The 17,274-nt window shown below is 72.5% G+C and carries 16 protein-coding genes; 4 read left to right on the forward strand and 12 right to left on the reverse strand.

The window, feature by feature from the left end:
* Positions 1-140: 140 nt before the first annotated feature.
* From ACWGR4_RS44625 to ACWGR4_RS44640, 4 genes are all read right to left on the reverse strand, one after another.
* Positions 141-1,835, reverse strand: a complete 1,695-nt coding sequence (locus tag ACWGR4_RS44625) for a phospho-sugar mutase (protein ID WP_452132568.1) — start codon at positions 1,833-1,835, stop codon at positions 141-143.
* 70 nt (positions 1,836-1,905) lie between these two features.
* Positions 1,906-2,715, reverse strand: a complete 810-nt coding sequence (locus ACWGR4_RS44630) for a purine-nucleoside phosphorylase (protein WP_380005141.1) — start codon at positions 2,713-2,715, stop codon at positions 1,906-1,908.
* 175 nt (positions 2,716-2,890) lie between these two features.
* Positions 2,891-3,334, reverse strand: coding sequence for a PH domain-containing protein (locus tag ACWGR4_RS44635; RefSeq protein ID WP_452132569.1), 444 nt, complete (start codon positions 3,332-3,334; stop codon positions 2,891-2,893).
* A gap of 65 nt (positions 3,335-3,399) precedes the next feature.
* Positions 3,400-3,840: a gamma-glutamylcyclotransferase gene (locus tag ACWGR4_RS44640; protein ID WP_126637468.1), complete on the reverse strand. Its 441-nt coding sequence runs from the start codon at positions 3,838-3,840 to the stop codon at positions 3,400-3,402.
* Between the two features lie 36 nt (positions 3,841-3,876).
* On the opposite strand from ACWGR4_RS44640, the gene ACWGR4_RS44645 reads away from it, so the two are divergent.
* Together ACWGR4_RS44645 and ACWGR4_RS44650 are read left to right on the forward strand one after the other, a co-directional pair.
* The gene (locus ACWGR4_RS44645; RefSeq protein WP_126637467.1) at positions 3,877-5,295 is read left to right on the forward strand and encodes an NAD(P)H-quinone dehydrogenase; all 1,419 of its coding nucleotides are present in this window, start codon (positions 3,877-3,879) and stop codon (positions 5,293-5,295) included.
* A gap of 544 nt (positions 5,296-5,839) precedes the next feature.
* Positions 5,840-6,658 carry a DeoR/GlpR family DNA-binding transcription regulator gene (locus ACWGR4_RS44650; protein WP_020552647.1) on the forward strand — a complete coding sequence of 273 codons (819 nt, stop codon included), beginning with the start codon at positions 5,840-5,842 and terminating at the stop codon, positions 6,656-6,658.
* A gap of 359 nt (positions 6,659-7,017) precedes the next feature.
* On the opposite strand, the gene ACWGR4_RS44655 is transcribed toward ACWGR4_RS44650, so the two are convergent.
* On the reverse strand, positions 7,018-8,784 hold the full coding sequence (locus ACWGR4_RS44655) for an acetyl/propionyl/methylcrotonyl-CoA carboxylase subunit alpha (RefSeq protein WP_452132570.1): 1,767 nt from the start codon (positions 8,782-8,784) through the stop codon (positions 7,018-7,020).
* Between the two features lie 214 nt (positions 8,785-8,998).
* Positions 8,999-9,211 (reverse strand): hypothetical protein, encoded by a 213-nt coding sequence (locus ACWGR4_RS44660; protein WP_452132571.1) that lies wholly within the window; start codon positions 9,209-9,211, stop codon positions 8,999-9,001.
* A 223-nt stretch (positions 9,212-9,434) separates the two neighbouring features.
* Between ACWGR4_RS44660 and ACWGR4_RS44665 the strand changes: the two genes are divergently transcribed.
* The gene (locus ACWGR4_RS44665) at positions 9,435-9,968 is read left to right on the forward strand and encodes a GNAT family N-acetyltransferase (RefSeq protein WP_380005131.1); all 534 of its coding nucleotides are present in this window, start codon (positions 9,435-9,437) and stop codon (positions 9,966-9,968) included.
* A gap of 40 nt (positions 9,969-10,008) precedes the next feature.
* Here the strand turns inward: ACWGR4_RS44665 and ACWGR4_RS44670 are convergent, their stop codons facing one another.
* Positions 10,009-10,845, reverse strand: a complete 837-nt coding sequence (locus ACWGR4_RS44670; RefSeq protein ID WP_380005129.1) for a helix-turn-helix domain-containing protein — start codon at positions 10,843-10,845, stop codon at positions 10,009-10,011.
* Positions 10,846-10,922: 77 nt separating this feature from the next.
* On the reverse strand, positions 10,923-11,372 hold the full coding sequence (locus tag ACWGR4_RS44675; protein ID WP_452132572.1) for a hypothetical protein: 450 nt from the start codon (positions 11,370-11,372) through the stop codon (positions 10,923-10,925).
* A 233-nt stretch (positions 11,373-11,605) separates the two neighbouring features.
* On the opposite strand from ACWGR4_RS44675, the gene ACWGR4_RS44680 reads away from it, so the two are divergent.
* Entirely contained in the window at positions 11,606-13,384 is a 1,779-nt protein-coding gene (locus tag ACWGR4_RS44680; protein ID WP_452132573.1) for a hypothetical protein, read from the forward strand.
* A 247-nt stretch (positions 13,385-13,631) separates the two neighbouring features.
* Here the strand turns inward: ACWGR4_RS44680 and ACWGR4_RS44685 are convergent, their stop codons facing one another.
* From ACWGR4_RS44685 to hutH, 4 genes are all read right to left on the reverse strand, one after another.
* Positions 13,632-14,240, reverse strand: coding sequence for a Maf family protein (locus ACWGR4_RS44685; RefSeq protein WP_452132574.1), 609 nt, complete (start codon positions 14,238-14,240; stop codon positions 13,632-13,634).
* 95 nt (positions 14,241-14,335) lie between these two features.
* Positions 14,336-14,452: a morphogenic membrane protein MmpB gene (mmpB, locus tag ACWGR4_RS44690; protein ID WP_380005121.1), complete on the reverse strand. Its 117-nt coding sequence runs from the start codon at positions 14,450-14,452 to the stop codon at positions 14,336-14,338.
* 114 nt (positions 14,453-14,566) lie between these two features.
* Positions 14,567-15,427: a MurR/RpiR family transcriptional regulator gene (locus ACWGR4_RS44695; protein WP_380005119.1), complete on the reverse strand. Its 861-nt coding sequence runs from the start codon at positions 15,425-15,427 to the stop codon at positions 14,567-14,569.
* Between the two features lie 146 nt (positions 15,428-15,573).
* Positions 15,574-17,109, reverse strand: coding sequence for a histidine ammonia-lyase (gene hutH, locus ACWGR4_RS44700; protein ID WP_380005579.1), 1,536 nt, complete (start codon positions 17,107-17,109; stop codon positions 15,574-15,576).
* Positions 17,110-17,274 lie beyond the last annotated feature (165 nt).

The following is a 17,274-nucleotide window of genomic DNA, read 5'->3' on the forward strand; positions in this document are numbered from 1 at the left end:
TTTCCCTCAAACCTATTTTTTTTTTTTTTTGTGGGGCTGTTTTTTTTTATTATTCGCCGGGGGGGGGCCCCCGGTGGGGCGCCCCCGCCCCACGCATGTCCACCGGCCCGTTCGCCGGTGGTTCGATCAAACGTCCGTGCTCAGATGCCCAGCGTCGTGGCCAAGTCCCGCTTCAGGGCCGCCAACGCCGCGTCCGCCGCCGCACGGGCGGCCGCCACGCCGATCGTGGCGATCCGCTTCGGGTCGACCACGACTTCGAGATACGCCTTGAGCTTGGGCTCGGTTCCGGACGGGCGGACCACCACCCGACCCGCGAGCAGGTCCGCACCGTCCCCGGCCAGCGTGTAGCGCAGGCCGTCGGTCGGCGGCAGGTCGGCTGCCGGCGGGTTCAGCAGGTCGTCGACGCCGACCACGGCGAGGCCGCCGAGCGTGTGCGGCGGCTCGGTACGCAGGCGTCGCATCGCGTCGGCGATCAGGTCGAGGCGATCCACCCGCACCGAATACTGGTCGGTCGCGTACAGGCCGTATCGGGTGGCGATCTCGTCCAGCACCGCGGGAAGCGTGCGGCCGTCCCGCTTGGCGCCGGCCGCGAGTTCGGCCAGCATCAGCGCGGCTGTGACGCCGTCCTTGTCGCACACCCCGGCCGGGTCGACGCAGTAGCCCAGCGCCTCCTCGTACGCGAACGCCAGGTTCGGCACCCGTGCCAGCCACTTGAAGCCGGTCAGCGTCTCGGTGTACCCGATGCCGTTGTCCCGGGCGATCGCGCCGAGCAGCGAGGAGGACACGATGGTCGTGGCCAGCACGCCGTCGGTTCCCCGGCGGGCCACCTCGGCGCCGAGCAGCGCGCCGACCTCGTCGCCGCGCAACATCCGCCAGCCGCCCGCCGCGGCCGGGTCCGGGACCGCCACCGCGCACCGGTCGGCGTCCGGGTCGTTGGCGATCACCAGGTCGGCGTCCTCGGCGAGCGCGGTGCGAAACGCCAGGTCCATCGCCCCGGGCTCCTCCGGGTTGGGGAACGCCACGGTCGGGAAGTCCGGGTCCGGGTCCGCCTGTTCGGGCACCGTTCGGACGTCGGCGAAGCCCGCGCGGTCGAACGCGCCGAGCATCACGGTGGTGCCCACGCCGTGCATCGCGGTGTGCACGATCCGCACGTCGCGCGGTCCGGCCGGGTCGACCACGGACACCGCGCGGTCGAGGTAGGAGTCGATCACCGCCTCGCTCAGCGTCTCCCACCCGTCCTCGGCGAGCGGTACATCGGCCAGGGAGCGCACGGCGGCGATGTGCGCGGCGATCTCCGCGTCGGCGGGCGGCACGATCTGCGACCCGTCGCCGAGGTAGACCTTGTAGCCGTTGTCGCGCGGCGGGTTGTGGCTCGCGGTGACCATCACCCCGGCGACGCAGCCCAGATGCCGGATCGCGTAGGCGAGCACCGGGGTGGGCAGCGGCCGGGGCAACAGCAGCGCGTGCAGCCCGGCGGCCTCCATGACGGCGGCGGTGTCCCGGGCGAACACGTCGGACTTGTGCCGCGCGTCGAACCCGATCACCACCGCGTTGCGGGTCGCGGCGGGCGCGGCGGTGTCGGTGACGTACACGCTCTTGAGGTAGCCGGCCAGGCCGGCCGCCGCGCGGATGACCACGGCACGGTTCATCCGGTTGGGCCCGGCGCCCAATTCGCCGCGCAGCCCGGCGGTGCCGAACTGGAGCAGGCCGGCGAAACGGTCGGCGAGAGCCTCCCGGTCGTCCGAATCGAGCAACGCTTCGAGTTCGGCCCGGGTGTCCGGGTCCGGGTCCTCGGCCAGCCAGGCGCGCGCGATCTCGATGACGTCGCTCAACACGGACTCCTCGGTGCGGAAGGGATCGGGAGGGGATCGGGAAGGGTCCGCACGGGCCGGCGGACCCACACGCTCAGATGCGCGGCAGGACCTGGGTGAGCAGGCGGCCCATACGCTCGGCGGACGCGCGTCCGGCGGCCAGGACCTCTTCGTGGTTGAGCGGTTCGCCGGTCATGCCGGCGGCCAGATTGGTGACCAGGGAGATGCCCAGGACCTCGGCGCCGGCCTCGCGCGCGGCGATCGCCTCGATCGTGGTGGACATGCCGACGAGGTGCCCGCCGATCGCCCGGACCATGCCGATCTCGGCCGGGGTCTCGTAGTGCGGGCCGGGGAACTGCACGTACACGCCCTCTTCGAGGTCGGGCTCGACCTCGCGACACAACGCGCGTAGCCGCGGCGAGTAGAGGTCCGTCAGATCGACGAAGTTGGCGCCGACGATGGGTGACGCGGCGGTGAGGTTGATGTGGTCGCTGATCAGTACGGGCTGACCGGGCACGAACGACGGGCGCAGGCCGCCGCAGCCGTTGGTCAGCACGACGGCCTTGCAGCCGGCGGCGACCGCGGTGCGCACGCCGTGGGCGACCGAGGCGACGCCCCGGCCCTCGTAGAGGTGGGTGCGGCCGAGGAACACCAGCGCGCGGCGGTCGCCGATGACCAGCGAGCGGACTGTGCCGGCGTGGCCCTCGACGGCGGGCGGCGGGAAGCCGGGCAGCGCGGTGACCGGGAACTCGTGTTCCGGGTCACCGAGCATGTCGGCGGCGGGCACCCAGCCAGAGCCCATGACGAGCGCGATGTCGTGCGTCGCGGCACCGGTGATCCGCTGCAGGCTTTCGGCGGCCTCGGCGGCGGCCGTGTACGGGTCGTGGCTATCCAATACGTTCACATCGATGAGCGTAAATGCTGCACCTGTGAACGGCGCGGCCGGGGTCTATGCGCGTAGAAGACTGTGATACGACCGCAATGACAGCGGGGGAGGAATCGCGCGGATACGAGCCGATACGTCCGTTCAGGTGGCGCGGCACGCGGTGGGCACGGTGACCCGGATCTTGCGCGGTGTTTCAGCCCCGATCGGCGACCGGACGCGGCTCGGCCGGGGGTAGCCCCAGTGCGGCGGTCCAAGCCGCCTTGATCGACGCCGCCTTCGCGTCGAAGTCCGGATCGTGCAGGATGCGACCGGTCCGGGGGGCGGGCAGGCGCACGGCACGCCCGTCGATCAGGAGCAGTCGCACCTCGCGCGAACCGCGGCAGCGCTCTTCGCGCACGGCCGTGATCTCGCGCCACGCGTATTGCGCGACGCCGACGCGGCGCACGTCCACGCCGTACGCGTCCACGGTGACCCGGCCCAGACCGCGCAGCAGCAGCCGGACACAGTAGTAGAGCGCGACCACGATCGTGATGCCCCACGCGGGCCGGAGGGCGAAGGCTATGGCGACGACCGCCAGGGCGCCGGCACCGAGCAACACGGAGGTGACCCGCTGCCGAGGACTCGGACCGATGCGCACGCTCGGGCTCCTTCGGGGCGGGCGGGTGACGGTCGGGCAAAGACGCGACAGCGCCCCGCCGCGGGCTACGAGCAGGGGCGGTTGCGGAGTTCCTTGACGTAGTCGTCGGGGGCGCCGGCCGACTCCGCGGACTCGGCGACCATGCCGAGGTAGCGCGCCGAGGGCAGGCCGCCCTCGTAGTCGTTGAGCACGTACAGCCAGGCGAGTTGTTCGCCGAACAGCGACTCCACCCGGACCCGGACCTTGCGGTACAGGCCGAGTGGCATGCCCTCCCAGCGGTCGAGGTCGGGCTCGTCCATCTCGGCCAGGTCGTAGAGCGCGACGAACACCTGGGACATCTCGTCCTCGACGACCGTGGCCAGCGATCCGTCCCACCCCAACTGCTCGCCGCCGAAGGTCAGCCGCCAGCCGGGCAGCCAACCGGTGTGGCGCAGAGGTGAGTGCGGGGCACGCCGGGCCATCTGCCGCGCGTCGAGGTTGCTTGCGTACGCGGCGTAGAGGGGCATGGCCGCAGCCTACGCGACGCGCGGTCATGGGAGAGAATGACACCCGTGACTCGGATTGTGATCGTAGGCGGAGGACCCGGCGGATACGAGGCGGCTTTGGTCGCGGCACAGCTCGGAGCCGAGGTGACGGTGGTAGAGCGGGAAGGCGTGGGTGGTGCGGCGGTACTGACGGACTGTGTCCCGTCCAAGACTCTGATCGCCACGGCCGAGGTCATGACGAACTTCGCCGACTCGCATCACGAGCTCGGCATCTATGTCGACGACGGCACCCCCGGCACGCTGGACCGCCCGATCGTGGGCGTGGATCTGGGCGTGGTCAACCGGCGGGTGTTGCAGCTGGCCAAGGCGCAGTCGAACGACATCGCGCAGGGCGTCACGCGCGCCGGAGTGCGGGTGCTGCGCGGCACCGCCCGCCTCGACGGGCCGCGCCGCGTGGTGGCCGACCTGGCCGACGGCGGCGAGCGCACGCTGGAGGCGGACGCGATCCTGATCGCCACCGGCGCCCACCCGCGCGAGATCCCGGGCGCCGAGCCGGACGGCGAGCGGATCCTGAACTGGAAGCAGATGTACGGCCTGTCGGAGCTGCCGCGCGAGCTGATCGTGGTCGGCTCCGGCGTCACCGGCGCCGAGTTCGCCGGCGCGTACCAGGCGCTGGGCTCCAAGGTGACCCTCGTCTCCAGCCGCGACCGGGTGCTCCCGGGCGAGGACCCGGACGCGGCCGAGGTGCTGGAGGGCGTGTTCCGCCGGCGCGGCATGCGGGTGATGTCCCGCTCGCGCGCGGAGAGCGTCAAGCGGGACGGGGACAGCGTCATCGTCACCCTGACCGACGGGCAGATCATCGAGGGCAGCCACTGCCTGGTCGCGGTCGGCGCGATCCCGAACACCGCGGGCATCGGTCTGGAGGAGGCCGGCGTCTTCCTCAAGGACACCGGACACGTGCGGGTCGACCGGGTCTCGCGGACCACGGCCAACGGGGTCTACTCGGCGGGCGACTGCACCGGTGTGTTCGCGCTCGCCTCGGTGGCCGCGATGCAGGGTCGGATCGCGATGTACCACATGCTGGGCGACGCGGTGGCCCCGCTGAACCTCAAGGCCGTGTCCTCGAACGTGTTCACCGACCCCGAGATCGCCACGGTCGGATACACCCAGGCCGCGATCGACGCGGGCGAGATGGACGCGCGCGGGGTGAAGCTGCCGCTGTCGCGCAACCCGCGCGCGAAGATGCAGGGCATCCACGACGGTTTCGTGAAGCTGTTCTGCCGCCCCGGTACCGGCATCGTGGTCGGCGGCGTGATCGTGGCGCCGCGCGCGAGCGAGTTGATCCACACCGTCGCGCTCGCGGTGGATCTGCACCTGACCGTCGACCAGATCGCCAGCGCATTCACCGTCTACCCGTCGCTTTCGGGTTCGATCGCCGAGGCCGCCCGGCAATTGCACCGGCGCGAGCGCTCCTGACCCGGTCTGCGCCGAATCCGCGAAACCCGCAAAATCTGTCGAACCGCCCCGAGAGGTCGGGCCGATCACTATCGGCGCCGTACTCGTCGGGTGGCCCCCGAGTTCAAGATCGGTAACTCGGGGGCGCGGCCTCCGGCGCACGGGGGGCGCGCGGAATTCGGATTCCACGCTCCCGTGTACTCCACTTACGGGTGGCTTTTCTCGAACATCCGATGTGCGCCGTGGTCGCCGCGCATACTCGAATCGGACCGGGTGTGATCGCCGCCTCGCGGTGTGTTCGCCATGCGTCGAGTCCGGCTGACGCACCGTCAAAATCTGTATGGAGCAGCAAAATCTCTGTACATCAGCGCTATCCGACACCCGGTGAACAGCGTTATGGTTGGCCCTCCCGAACGCTGTGGCTTCGCTGCGCCCGGAAACCGAAGCACTCTTATCACTTCGATGAACAAGTTCGGGTAAGAGTCGCAACCGGCTGATAAGAGCCGGTCGTTCGCGTTACCTTCGTCACGTGTTCGCAGCAGAGCGTCGTCAACTGATTCTTGAAATGGTGCGGGCCAACGGAGCGGTGTCCCTACGGGAACTCGCCCGGGTGGTCCAGACGTCCGAGGTGACGGTTCGGCGGGACGTGCGGGCCCTGGAAGCCGAAGGGCTCCTCGACCGTCGGCACGGTGGAGCGGTACTGCCCGGTGGGCTGTCCCGTGAGCCGAGCTATTCGCAAAAGACCCACCTCGCGGCGGCGGAGAAGGCGGCCATGGCCGACCTCGCGGTCTCCCTCGTCGACGAGGGGGACGCGATCGTCGTGGGCGCCGGCACCACCACGCAGGAGCTCGCCCGCAGGCTGGCCCGGATCCCCGGGCTGACCGTGGTCACCAACTCCCTCCTGGTCGCGCAGGTACTCGCCCACGCCAATCGGGTCGAGGTCGTGATGACCGGCGGCACGCTGCGCGGGTCGTCCTACGCGCTGGTCGGCAGCGGTGCCGAGCAGGCCCTCGCGGGTCTGCGCGTGCGTCGCGCGTTCGTGTCCGGCAACGGGCTCACCGCCGAGCGTGGCCTGTCCACCCCCAACATGTTGTCCGCGAGCGTGGACCGGGCCCTGATCCAGGCCGCGCACGAGGTCGTCGTCATGGTCGACCACACCAAGATCGGTGTGGACACCATGTTCCAGACGGTGGCCCCGGAGCGGATCACGCACCTCGTCACCGACGAGGACGCCCCCGGCCCGGAGAGCGAGGCGCTCGCCGAGCTGGGCGCGCAGGTGCACATCGCCCCCCTTCCGCAACGGGCCGTTCCCGGCGCCCGCGCGGAGTTCAACGGGGAGCGGATGCGCGACATGCGCGTCCCGGGGGTGATGCCCGACCAGTGAGCGAGCGATCCAAGACCACGTGCCGCCTCGCCCGGCGCCCCCCGGGCAGCACACCGCGGGTCGAGCCCGCGGCACCGACGGCACGGCGCGCAGCACGCGGGCCGACGGCCCGATCACCCCACGGACGCGATCGCCCCCGCGCCGAGGGTTTCGACACGGGGGCGATCGCGATGCGTGGGATCGGATGGGATCCCGACGGGTGTTCGATGGTGCTCGGTGTTCGGTCCCGCTCGACCCGGGCTCGGGCGCGATGCGGCTCGGGTCCGACCGGGGTCGGTGCTCGATCCGGCTCACTCGCCGATCCGGTTCGGTTCCCGATCCGGCTCGGTCCGTGACCCGGCTCGGGTCCCTGATTCGGTTCAGTCCTTGATCTCGCAGAGCACCGCGCCGGAGGTGACCGTCGCGCCGACCTCCGCGACCAGGCCCTTGACCGTGCCCGCGCGGTGCGCGTTGAGCGGCTGTTCCATCTTCATGGCCTCCAGGACGACGATCAGCTCGCCCTCGGCGACCTGCTGACCCTCCTCCACCGCGACCTTGACGATGGTGCCCTGCATCGGGCTGGCCAGCGCGTCGCCGCTCGCCGCGGCGCCGGCCTTCTTGGCGCCGCCGCGCTTGGGTGCCTTCTTCGCCGCGGCCGGGGCCGCGCCGGACGCGCCCAGACCCGCCGGGAGGGTGACCTCGAACCGTCGACCGTTGACCTCGACCACCACGGTCTCGCGCTCGGCGGCCTCCTCGGCCGCGCCCGCGCCGCCGCCGAACGGGGCGATGGTGTTCTCGAAGCCGGTCTCGATCCACCGGGTGTGTACGGTGAACGGCTCGGTCGAGCCGCCCAGCTCGGGCGCGAACGCCGGGTCCACCACCACCTCGCGGTGGAAGGTGAGCGCGGTCGCCATGCCGTCGACGACGAACTCGTCCAACGCGCGCTTGGCCCGCTGGAGCGCCTGCTTGCGATCGCGACCGGTGACGATCAGCTTGGCCAGGAGCGAGTCCCACGCGGGGCCGATCACCGAACCCTGCTCGACGCCCGAGTCCAGCCGCACGCCGGGACCGGACGGCGGCAGCCACGTGGTGACCTCGCCGGGGGCGGGCAGGAAGCCGCGACCCGGGTCCTCGCCGTTGATCCGGAACTCGAACGAGTGCCCGCGCAGCGGCGGGTCGTCGTAGCTCAGCTCCTCGCCGTCGGCGATCCGGAACATCTCGCGGACCAGGTCGATGCCGGTGACCTCCTCGGTGACCGGGTGCTCGACCTGGAGCCGGGTGTTGACCTCCAGGAAGGAGATCGTGCCGTCCTTGCCGACCAGGAACTCGCAGGTCCCGGCGCCGACGTAGCCGGCCTCCTTGAGGATGGCCTTGGACGCGCGGTACAGCTCGGCGTTCTGCTCGTCGGTCAGGAACGGCGCGGGCGCCTCCTCGACCAGCTTCTGGTGCCGGCGCTGGAGCGAGCAGTCGCGGGTGGACACGACCACGACGTTGCCGTGGGTGTCGGCCAGACACTGCGTCTCGACGTGCCGCGGCTGGTCCAGGTAGCGCTCGACGAAGCACTCGCCGCGGCCGAACGCGGCCACCGCCTCGCGCACCGCCGAGTCGTACAGCTCCGGGACCTCTTCGAGGGTGCGGGCCACCTTCAGCCCGCGCCCGCCACCGCCGAACGCGGCCTTGATGGCGATCGGCAGGCCGTTGGCCTTCGCGAACTCGACGACCTCGGCGGAGCCGGAGACCGGGTCCGGGGTGCCGGCGACCAGGGGCGCGCCGGCCCGCTGGGCGATGTGCCGGGCGGCCACCTTGTCGCCGAGATCGCGGATCGCCTGCGGCGGCGGCCCGATCCAGGTCAGGCCCGCGTCCAGCACGGCCTGGGCGAATTCCGCGTTCTCCGACAGGAATCCGTACCCGGGGTGGATGGCGTCCGCGCCGGAGTCCCGGGCGGCCCCCAACACCTTGGCCACGTCCAGGTAGCTCTCGGCCGGAGTGTTCCCGCCGAGCGCGTGGGCCTCGTCGGCCACCCGCACGTGCAGAGCATCCCGGTCCGGCTCGGCATAGACGGCCACACTGGCGATACCGGCATCCCGGCATGCTCGGGCGACGCGGACCGCGATTTCCCCACGGTTGGCGATGAGTACCTTGCGCACGATCTGGCTCCCTCCTCAACTGCGGAGAGTCTAGGGATTCGGGGGCGGGCACGATCCGCCGCCCCACGTCCTCATGGGTACGGCAACCCGCCGGCTGCATGGCCTGCGATGGAGCTGCCGGCCACGTTGCCGGTGGGGTCAACGTACTCCGGACCAGGCCGGTGCTCGTGCCCGGGTGTATCTGGAACGTGTTTCAGTTTAGGGGGCGGGTGGGTCAGCCGCCCAGACAGTCGCCGCCCGTGGATCGCCCGATGAGTCCGCTTTCGGGTACGTTTGCCCCCGCCATTTTTCCGCAGTGCTTGCACGCCTTGGCCCACGGATTGCCGGCCGGCCCGTCCGGGCCGTACTGGTACACCCATTCGTGGTCGTCGTGACCCTCGGCACACATGTCCCACGCGTTGCCCGGTTCCCGTACGTCTCGGCTCATCCGCCCTCTCCTCGCCGTCCCTCGTGCGCAGGCTACGAGTCCGGCCGGCTCGGGGCGGGCGAAACGGTGGAACCGGGGAAAAGGGGCGGACCGCCCGGCCGCGGACCGCAGGTGTGCGAACGACCCGGACGAGCGGGTTTTGCCGCACGGTGTTTCCCCCGAGCGGGGCAGGCTGCCACGATGTGAAGGTCCGAGGCATCCGATGCCTGGACGGGAGGTTGTGGTGGCAGAGGTGTTCTTGCGCCGGCTGACCCGTTGGCAGGCCGATCAGCAACGGGAAAGCGTCGCGGATACATACGTCAAGACCTACGGCGGGGATCCGTCGGGCCGCCCCGAATTCCTGCGGCGTTTCGCCGACCACATCCAACAACCCGGCTTCGAGATGGTCGTTGCGAACGGCGGGGGCGACGCGGCCGGTTGCACCTACGGGTTCCCGCCGCGCGCGGCGAGCGGCTGGTGGACCGGGTTGCACGGCGAACTGCCCGTGGACGTCGCGGAATCGGCCGCGGCCGGGAAGGTGTTCGTGATCGTCGACCTGATGGTCGTCCCGCAGCACCGCCGACAGGGCCTGGCCGGGCGCATGCGGGAGAGGTTGCTCGCCGGCACCGACGCCGGCTTCGCCGCGGTGCGGGTGCCGCGGGACAATTACGCCGCCCTGGCCGCGTTCCGCTCCTGGGACTGGTCGATGCTCGGCGAGTGGCGACCGGATCCGCAGACTCCCCCCGCCGACGTCTGGGGTTGCCGGCTCCGCCCGTGAGGCGCGCCGCGCGGACCCGGCCGAGTCCGGCGGGCCCGCGTCAGTCGCCGAACCACTCGCGCAGGAGCCGGCCGGTGTGCTTGTCCGCCGGATAGAACGACTCGATCGACAACTCGGCGACGGTGATGTCCACCGCGGTGCCGAACGTGGCCACCGTGCTGACGAAGGACAACACCTCCCCGCCGTGCCGGATGCCCATCGTGATGGCCGGCGCGCCCGGACCGGCCCCGGGCGGCGGCTCGTCGCCCTGGCCGCCGGGATAGCCGCTCACCTCGTCGTACAGCTCCCGGGTCAGCGGATCGCCGGTGATCGCGACCTGGCGTCGCAGTCGGTGCAGCAGGTGCGCGCGCCACTGGGGGAGGTTGACGATCCGCGGTGCCAGCCCCCGCGGGTGCAGGCTGATCCGGTAGGCGTTCAGCGGCTCGGTGAGCAGTTCGGGGGCGACGCCCTCGACGAACATCGCGATACTCGGCGTCGCGTCGACGATGTTCCACGCCCGGTCCACGATCACCGCCGGGTACGGGCCGTGCCCGACCAGGATCTGCCGCAGCACCGCCGGCATCGGGTCCAGCTCCGGCGCATCCAGGCGGCTCTCGTGGTACTCCGGCGCGTGCCCCGCGGCCAGCAGCATGCGGTTGCGTTCGCGCAGCGGCACGTCCAGATACTCGGCCAGTCGCAGCACCATGTCCCGGCTGGGCACCGCGCGACCGGTCTCGATGAAGCTCAGGTGGCGGGTGGACACCGCGACCTCCACGGACAGTTCCAACTGACTCAGACGCCGGTGCCGGCGCCAGTGCCGGATCAGCTCGCCGCCGGTACGCCGGGCGGCGGGGCCGGCGGAGCGATCGCCGGCGACGGTCGTGGATCCCGAACTCATGGGACCCGACCGTACGCGGTGGGCCGCGAGTTCGGCGCGACGTGTCCGGTTCGGCCCGCCGGCCCCGCGCACTTCCCTCACCGGAGCGACGTGCGGGCCTTGCGCAGGCCCAGGATCTGCAGGTCGGCGAAGCCCAGGACGGCGACGGCCTGGAGCACGATCAGCGTGGTGCCGAGGGTGGTCGGGTCCAACCAGCCGGCGATCGCCATCGCCACGCTGTCCGCGAACCACACCAGGTTGAGGCCGATCACCGCACGTACGGCGGTGCGGTGCGGCGTGTCGGAGCCGCCGATCAGCCAGACGCCCACCGCGTACAGGACCAGGAAGGCGCCGAGGCCGGCCAGGAACGCGGTGGGCAGACCGAGGGCGCCGTCGAGGAAGGCGCAGCCGGCCAGCGCGGCGAGTCCGACCGCGCCGGTGGCGATCGCGTCGAGCCGCAGCGCGAGCCGCAACAGGTTGGTGTCACCGCGGACACGGTCGCCGGGCCCGCCGGTCGCGAACGTGGGGTTCAGGGACTGCGTGCTCATCGGGTCCTCCAGGGTCGTGTGCCGACACCGACGACTGTGCCGGGCGCGGAGAGGGCGGTCGATTCCCTCGGAGGTAATGGCCGAGGGTCCACGGGCGCGGCGCGGGTCGTGGGGGCGGGTGGTCCGAGGGATTTCCGGCGGATTCGAAAAGCGGGGTTCGGGGTGTCCGCTTCGGGAGCGGGCGGGGTCGCTTCTTCCCTAAGCTGCACCCACACGACCAGGGGGAGACGGCCATGGCCGGCGGGGTGGTACGCAAGGCCTACGAGGCCGGCGCCGGATTCGCGGAGGGCCGCGCGCGGCGCCCGGAACCGGTGGGTCGACTGTCGCTGGAGTGGGTGCCGGGCGCGCTGCTCGTGGTGCTCGCCACCACCGGTGCGCTGGTGCTGCTCCGGGCGGGGTTGGATCCGGCGACGCCCGCCGCGCCCGCCGCGGATCCGGCCGCCTACGGCGCGGCGCCGACGCCGATGGACGCCGGCGGCGGGTCGTGGTCGGTATGGGACCTGGTCGCGGTGTTGTTGCCGTGGGCCGTACCGCTGGTGATCGGCGGGATCGGGCTCACCGACAGTGTGTTCACCCACCGCCGGGGCGCGGTCGGCGGCGTGTTGACGATCGGCCTGGCCGGCGCCGCGCTGACCACCGCGCTCGACCCGATCGCGGCCCACTACGACGGTTCGCACGCGCGCTGGCTGGGCTTCGTGTATCTGCTGCGGTTCGGCTTCGCGGTCCAGGTGCTGGTCGGGGTGGTGTTGTGGATCCACCTCGCGGTCCCGCGCCATCAGGCGCCGCTGAACGCCGCGTTCGCGGGGACCCTCGCGGCGGCGGTGCCGCTGCTGTTCGTGCTCGGCGGGCGCGACGTGCTGGAGCCGATGTGGGAGTCGGGGGCCGGCCTGCAGACCTGGTTGCCGCTCGCCGCGTTCGCCTGGTTGCTGATCCTGTTGCCCACCGGCCGGGTCCTGGTGCCGCCCGGGCGGGGCTGGCAGGAGTCCGAGGGCGGGGCCCAGGGCGGGGTGTTCCTGCTCGGCCTGGCCGGGGTCGGGGTGGCCGCGGCGACCGTGGTGATGGGTGACGACAAGCCCAGGGTGCTCGGCCTGTGGCCGGTGGTCGCGCTGGCCGGCTGCCTGGTCGCGGCGGTGCTGACCTATCGGGTGGACGGCGTGCGCTCGGTGGCGGGCGCGCTGCTCGCGATGGCGGTCGGTCTTGCCGCCTTCCCGGCCGCGCTGTTCGCGTGGGACCGCACGCAGGCCAATCCGGGCCTGGGCCTGGACGGACCGGGCGAATACGTGCCGTGGCTGCTCGGCCTCGTGGTCGCCGGTGTCGTGGGGGCGGTGGCGGCGCGGTTGTTCGGGGCGTACGCGATCGGCCTCGCGGCGCTTGCCCTCGTCCTCGCCGAGTTCATCGGCCCGGCGGCCGGGTCCGGACACCAGCTCGCGGTGCGCTGTGCGGGTGCGGCGGCGATCGGCGTGGTGATCGGCGGTCTGCGGCCGGAGGCGGCGATCGCGGCGTTCGGGCTCGGCGCCGCGTGCGGGCCGGTGTGGCCGGATCTCCAGGCCGCGTCGGCGGACTACGGCTGGGTGGAGTGGCTGACGAAGAAGCCCGGCGGGGTACCGCTGCCGCTCCTGGTGCTCGCCGCGATCGCGCTGCCGCTCGCGATGTTCGCCGGGATGCGCGGCACCCCCGCGCCGCCTCCGCCGCGCCGTCCCGGTCCCGGTCCCGGCCCGGTGGGCGCGCCGGTGGGCGGCGGCGGCCCGTGGGCGCCGAACGCCTATGCCGAATCGGCCCCGCAGCCGTATCTGCCGCAACAGCCGGGCGGCTACGGCCAACCGCACGCGTTGCACCAGCCGGGCGGCTATGACCAACCGGCCGGGCCGACCCCGCAGTCGGGCGCCGACGGGTATCTCCCGCAGCAGCCCGGCGCCGGCACCCCGCACCACCCGCAGTCGCCCGGCCTGCCGAACCTGGGCCCGGGCCCGGTCCGCCGCGACCTGAACCGAACCGACGGGCCGGACACCTGACGAAGGCGGGGCCGGGGATCGGCGGGTCGGCCCGGGCGGTCACGCACGAGCGGGTGCCCGGAAGTGGGCCGGTTCCGGCGGTCGGGCACATGCGGCGCTTGTCGGGCGGGCCGGCTCCGGCGGTCGTCCCGGTGCGGTGGCCGGCTTGGCGGATGGTTCCCGATGCGGTGCCCGCGGTCGGGTCGGCCCGGGCGGCCGTCCGCGTGCGGAGGCCGTCGGGTGGGTCGTCCCGGGGCGCCGTCGAGGGTCAGCTCCAGAGGTCGACGATTCGTACGCCCACGTCGTTCAGGAGGCGGCGCAGCAGTGGCAGCGAGAGGCCGATCACGTTGCCCGGGTCGCCGTCGATGCCGTCCACGAACGGCGACGCGTAGCCGTCGAGGGTGAACGCGCCGGCGACATGCAGCGGCTCGCCGGTCGCGATGTAGGCGGCCACCTCCGCGTCGGAGGGGGTGCCGAAGCGCACCGTGGTGGCCGCCACCTCGGACACCCGCAGGCCGGTGCGGCGGTCGATCACGCAGTGCCCGGTGAGCAGTACACCCGCGCGTCCGCGCATGGACCGCCAGCGCACCAGCGCCTCGGCCGCGTCGGCGGGCTTGCCCAGCGCCTTGCCGTCGAGTTCGAGCACCGAGTCGCAGCCGACGACCAGTTCGTCGCCGGTCAGCGCGGCGGTGACCGCGTCGGCCTTGGCCTCGGCGAGCAGCAGCGCGAGTTCGCGCGGGGAATCGGCGGTGAGGGCGTCCTCGTCGACGCCGCTGACCACGACCTTGGGGTCGAGCCCGGCGTCGCGCAGCAGCTTCAGGCGCGCGGGGGAGGCCGAGGCGAGCACGAGGGAGCGGGAGGGGGAGCGGTCGGTCATGGCGCCAACGTACCGGGCGCCGAAGCGGCGGATGGCAGGTATCGGGCGGCAGGTGTCCGGCGGCTGTGATCGGGCGGTGCCTGCCGCCGCCCGACTCACAGCGCGAGCAGGGCCAGGCCGAGGATCAGCACCAGGGGCAGGACCCACAAGGCGCGCCGCAGCTGGGCCACGGCGCGCCGGGTTTCCTCGGAGAACTCGTCACGGTTACGCATTTGTCCATCGTGGGGCGCCGCCCCGGTTCGATCCTGAGTACGAGTACTCAAGTCGGGTCGTGCGATTGTCCGCCTGCACGTCGCGAATGGAACAACGCGTATGCGTTGCGCCGCTCACGTCGCGAACAGGCCCCGTTCGCCGGCTTGGCGTTCGAAGTCTTCGAGTCTGGCCTGGGTTCGGGTGGGTTCGATGTCGCACATGGCCTGCAGGAGGATCTGGCCCATCAGGATCGGGGCGCCGTACGAGTCGAAGACCAGTTGCGAGCCGACACCCGCGATCAGGACCGCGTCGGACAGCGCCGCCGCCGGGGCGAACGGGCTGTCGGTGACCGTCACGATGCTCAGGCCGAGGTCGCGCGCGACCCGCAGGCCCTCGCCCAACTCCCTCGGGTAGCGCGGCAGCGCGAAGCACAGCAGGCCCGTGGCGCCCGCCGCGCGGGCCTGGTCGAGCCGGTCCACGAGCAGCGAGCCGCCCTCGTCCAGGACCCGGACCTCGGGCAGCACCTTGGCGGCGAAGTAGCCGAAGCCGCGCGCGGGCGCCATCCCGGTACGCAGCCCGAGCACCACCAACGGACGCGAGGGCGCGAGCAGTTCGGCCGCGCGCGCGATCGGGCCCGGGTCGGCGAGTTGATCCGCGAGCCGGGCCAGGTTGGCGATCTCGGCGTGCACGGCGCCGACGTACTCGTTGCGGTCCACCTCGGTGGCCGACTCGGGCGTGGTCGGCAGGCCCAACTCGCGCAGGTGCCGGCGCAGCGCCGGGTATCCGTCGAAGCCGAGCGCGACCGCGAACCGGGTCACCGAGGGCTGGCTGACCCCGGCGAGTTGGGCCACCTCGACGCTGGAGAGGAACACCGCCTCGCCCGCGTGCCGGACCAGGCAGTGCGCGATCCGGCGCTGGGTGGGGGTGAGCCGGTGGCGCTCGAACAGGGCGAGCAGGCGGGCGGAAGGGCTCGCGTCGTCGTCGGCCACCGGCATGTCTCCTCGCTGTTCGGACGTCGCCCGGGTACCGCCGCGGACCCGGGCCGGCGCGGGCCGATCGCGGTCCGCGCCGATGCCGCGGCCGGGGACCTGCGTCGGTCCCGGCCGCGGTATCAGGTCATCCTGCCTGATCTGACAGGGAATCAGTTCAGCTCGCCGGCCACCGAGCGGGCGGCCTCGATCACACCGCCGGCGCGGACGAAAGCGTCGGCGGCCTCCAGATCCGGTGCCAGGAAGCGGTCCGGGCCCACTCCCTCGCCGCCGCTCGCCCGCAGCGCGGCCACCACCGCGGCGGTCGCGGGCGCGGGCGCACCGGCCCCGGCGGCCACCCGCATGTCCAGCGCCCGGGCGGCGGTGGTCAGCTCGATCGCCAGAACGCGATTCAGGTTGTCGATCGCGCGGCGCAGCTTGCGGGCCGCGCTCCAGCCCATCGAGACGTGGTCCTCCTGCATCGCCGAGCTGGGGATGGAGTCGGCGGAGGCGGGCACCGCCAGGCGCTTGCACTCGGAGACCAGCGCGGCCTGGGTGTACTGCGCGATCATCAGGCCGGAGTCGACGCCCGGGTCGTCGGCGAGGAACGCGGGCAGACCGTGCGAGCGGGACGGGTCGAGCAGCCGGTCGGTGCGGCGCTCGGCGATCGAGCCGAGGTCGGCGACCGCGACGGCGAGGAAGTCGAGCACGTAGCCGACCGGGGCGCCGTGGAAGTTGCCGTTGGACTCGATCCGGCCGTCCGCCAGGATCACCGGGTTGTCCACGGCGGCGGCCAGTTCGCGGTCGGCGACGAGCAGCGCGTGGGCCAGGGTGTCCCGGCCGGCGCCGGCCACCTGCGGGGCACAGCGCACCGAGTAGGCGTCCTGCACGCGCGGCGCGGCGTCCTGGTGGTGCCCGGTCAGCGCCGAGCCCTGGAGCACCCGCAGCATGTTGGCCGCGCTGGCCGCTTGGCCCGGGTGCGGGCGGATGGCGTGCAGCGCCGGGTCGAGCACGCGCGAGGTGCCGAGCAGCGCCTCCATCGTCATCGCGGCGGTGATGTCGGCGGTGGTGAACAGTCGGGCGAGGTCGGCGCCGGCCATCAACAACATGCCGAGCATGCCGTCGGTGCCGTTGATCAGCGCCAGACCCTCCTTCTCCTTGAGCTCGATCGGCTCGATCCCGGCGGCGGCGAGCAGCTCGGCGGCGGGACGCACCTCGCCGTCGGGGCCGGCCGCCTCGCCCTCGCCGGTGAGCACGAGGGCGCAGTGCGCGAGCGGAGCCAGGTCCCCGCTGCACCCGAGCGAGCCGAATTCGCGCACCACCGGCGTGATGCCGGCGTTCAGCAGCGCGGCCATGGTGCGCGCGACGACCGGCCGCACGCCCGTACGACCCGAGCACAGCGTCTTCAGCCGGAGCAGCATCAGCGCGCGGACCACCTCGTCCTCGACGCGCGGGCCCATCCCGGCGGCGTGCGAGCGGACCAGCGAGTGCTGCAGGCGCGTACGCAGTTCGGGGCTGATGTGCCGGACGGCGAGCGCGCCGAAGCCGGTGGACACCCCGTAGACGGGTTCGGTGCGCGCGGCGAGTCCTTCGACGACGGCCCGGGAGCCGGTCATCGCCTTGATCGCGCTTTCGGCGAGTTCGACGCGTGCGCCGGCGCGGGCGACCGCGAGGACGTCCCTCGGGGACATCCCGGCCTCGCCGATCAGGACGGTGGCGGGAGCTGCTTCGGGGGCGCTGTGCAGATCGTTATTCACTCGAACATTATGTGCATGGATCGCGACAACACCAGGGCGGCTACCGTGCCTGAAGGAGTTCGTACGTTCGCGCGGGGCATCCGATCCGGATCGAAGCGCGCGAGCGTCGGGGAAACA

This window comes from Embleya sp. NPDC055664, assembly GCF_053618075.1.

Bases quoted from the DNA above. Each gene is read 5' to 3' on its own strand.
- ACWGR4_RS44640 (WP_126637468.1), bottom strand. From the start codon at position 3,840: ATGCCCCTCTACGCCGCGTACGCAAGCAACCTCGACGCGCGGCAGATG.
- ACWGR4_RS44645 (WP_126637467.1), top strand. From the start codon at position 3,877: ATGACACCCGTGACTCGGATTGTGATCGTAGGCGGAGGACCCGGCGGA.
- ACWGR4_RS44650 (WP_020552647.1), top strand. From the start codon at position 5,840: ATGGTGCGGGCCAACGGAGCGGTGTCCCTACGGGAACTCGCCCGGGTG.
- ACWGR4_RS44660 (WP_452132571.1), bottom strand. From the start codon at position 9,211: ATGAGCCGAGACGTACGGGAACCGGGCAACGCGTGGGACATGTGTGCC.
- ACWGR4_RS44670 (WP_380005129.1), bottom strand. From the start codon at position 10,845: ATGAGTTCGGGATCCACGACCGTCGCCGGCGATCGCTCCGCCGGCCCC.
- ACWGR4_RS44675 (WP_452132572.1), bottom strand. From the start codon at position 11,372: ATGAGCACGCAGTCCCTGAACCCCACGTTCGCGACCGGCGGGCCCGGC.
- ACWGR4_RS44680 (WP_452132573.1), top strand. From the start codon at position 11,606: ATGGCCGGCGGGGTGGTACGCAAGGCCTACGAGGCCGGCGCCGGATTC.
- ACWGR4_RS44685 (WP_452132574.1), bottom strand. From the start codon at position 14,240: ATGACCGACCGCTCCCCCTCCCGCTCCCTCGTGCTCGCCTCGGCCTCC.
- mmpB (WP_380005121.1), bottom strand. From the start codon at position 14,452: ATGCGTAACCGTGACGAGTTCTCCGAGGAAACCCGGCGCGCCGTGGCC.
- ACWGR4_RS44695 (WP_380005119.1), bottom strand. From the start codon at position 15,427: ATGCCGGTGGCCGACGACGACGCGAGCCCTTCCGCCCGCCTGCTCGCC.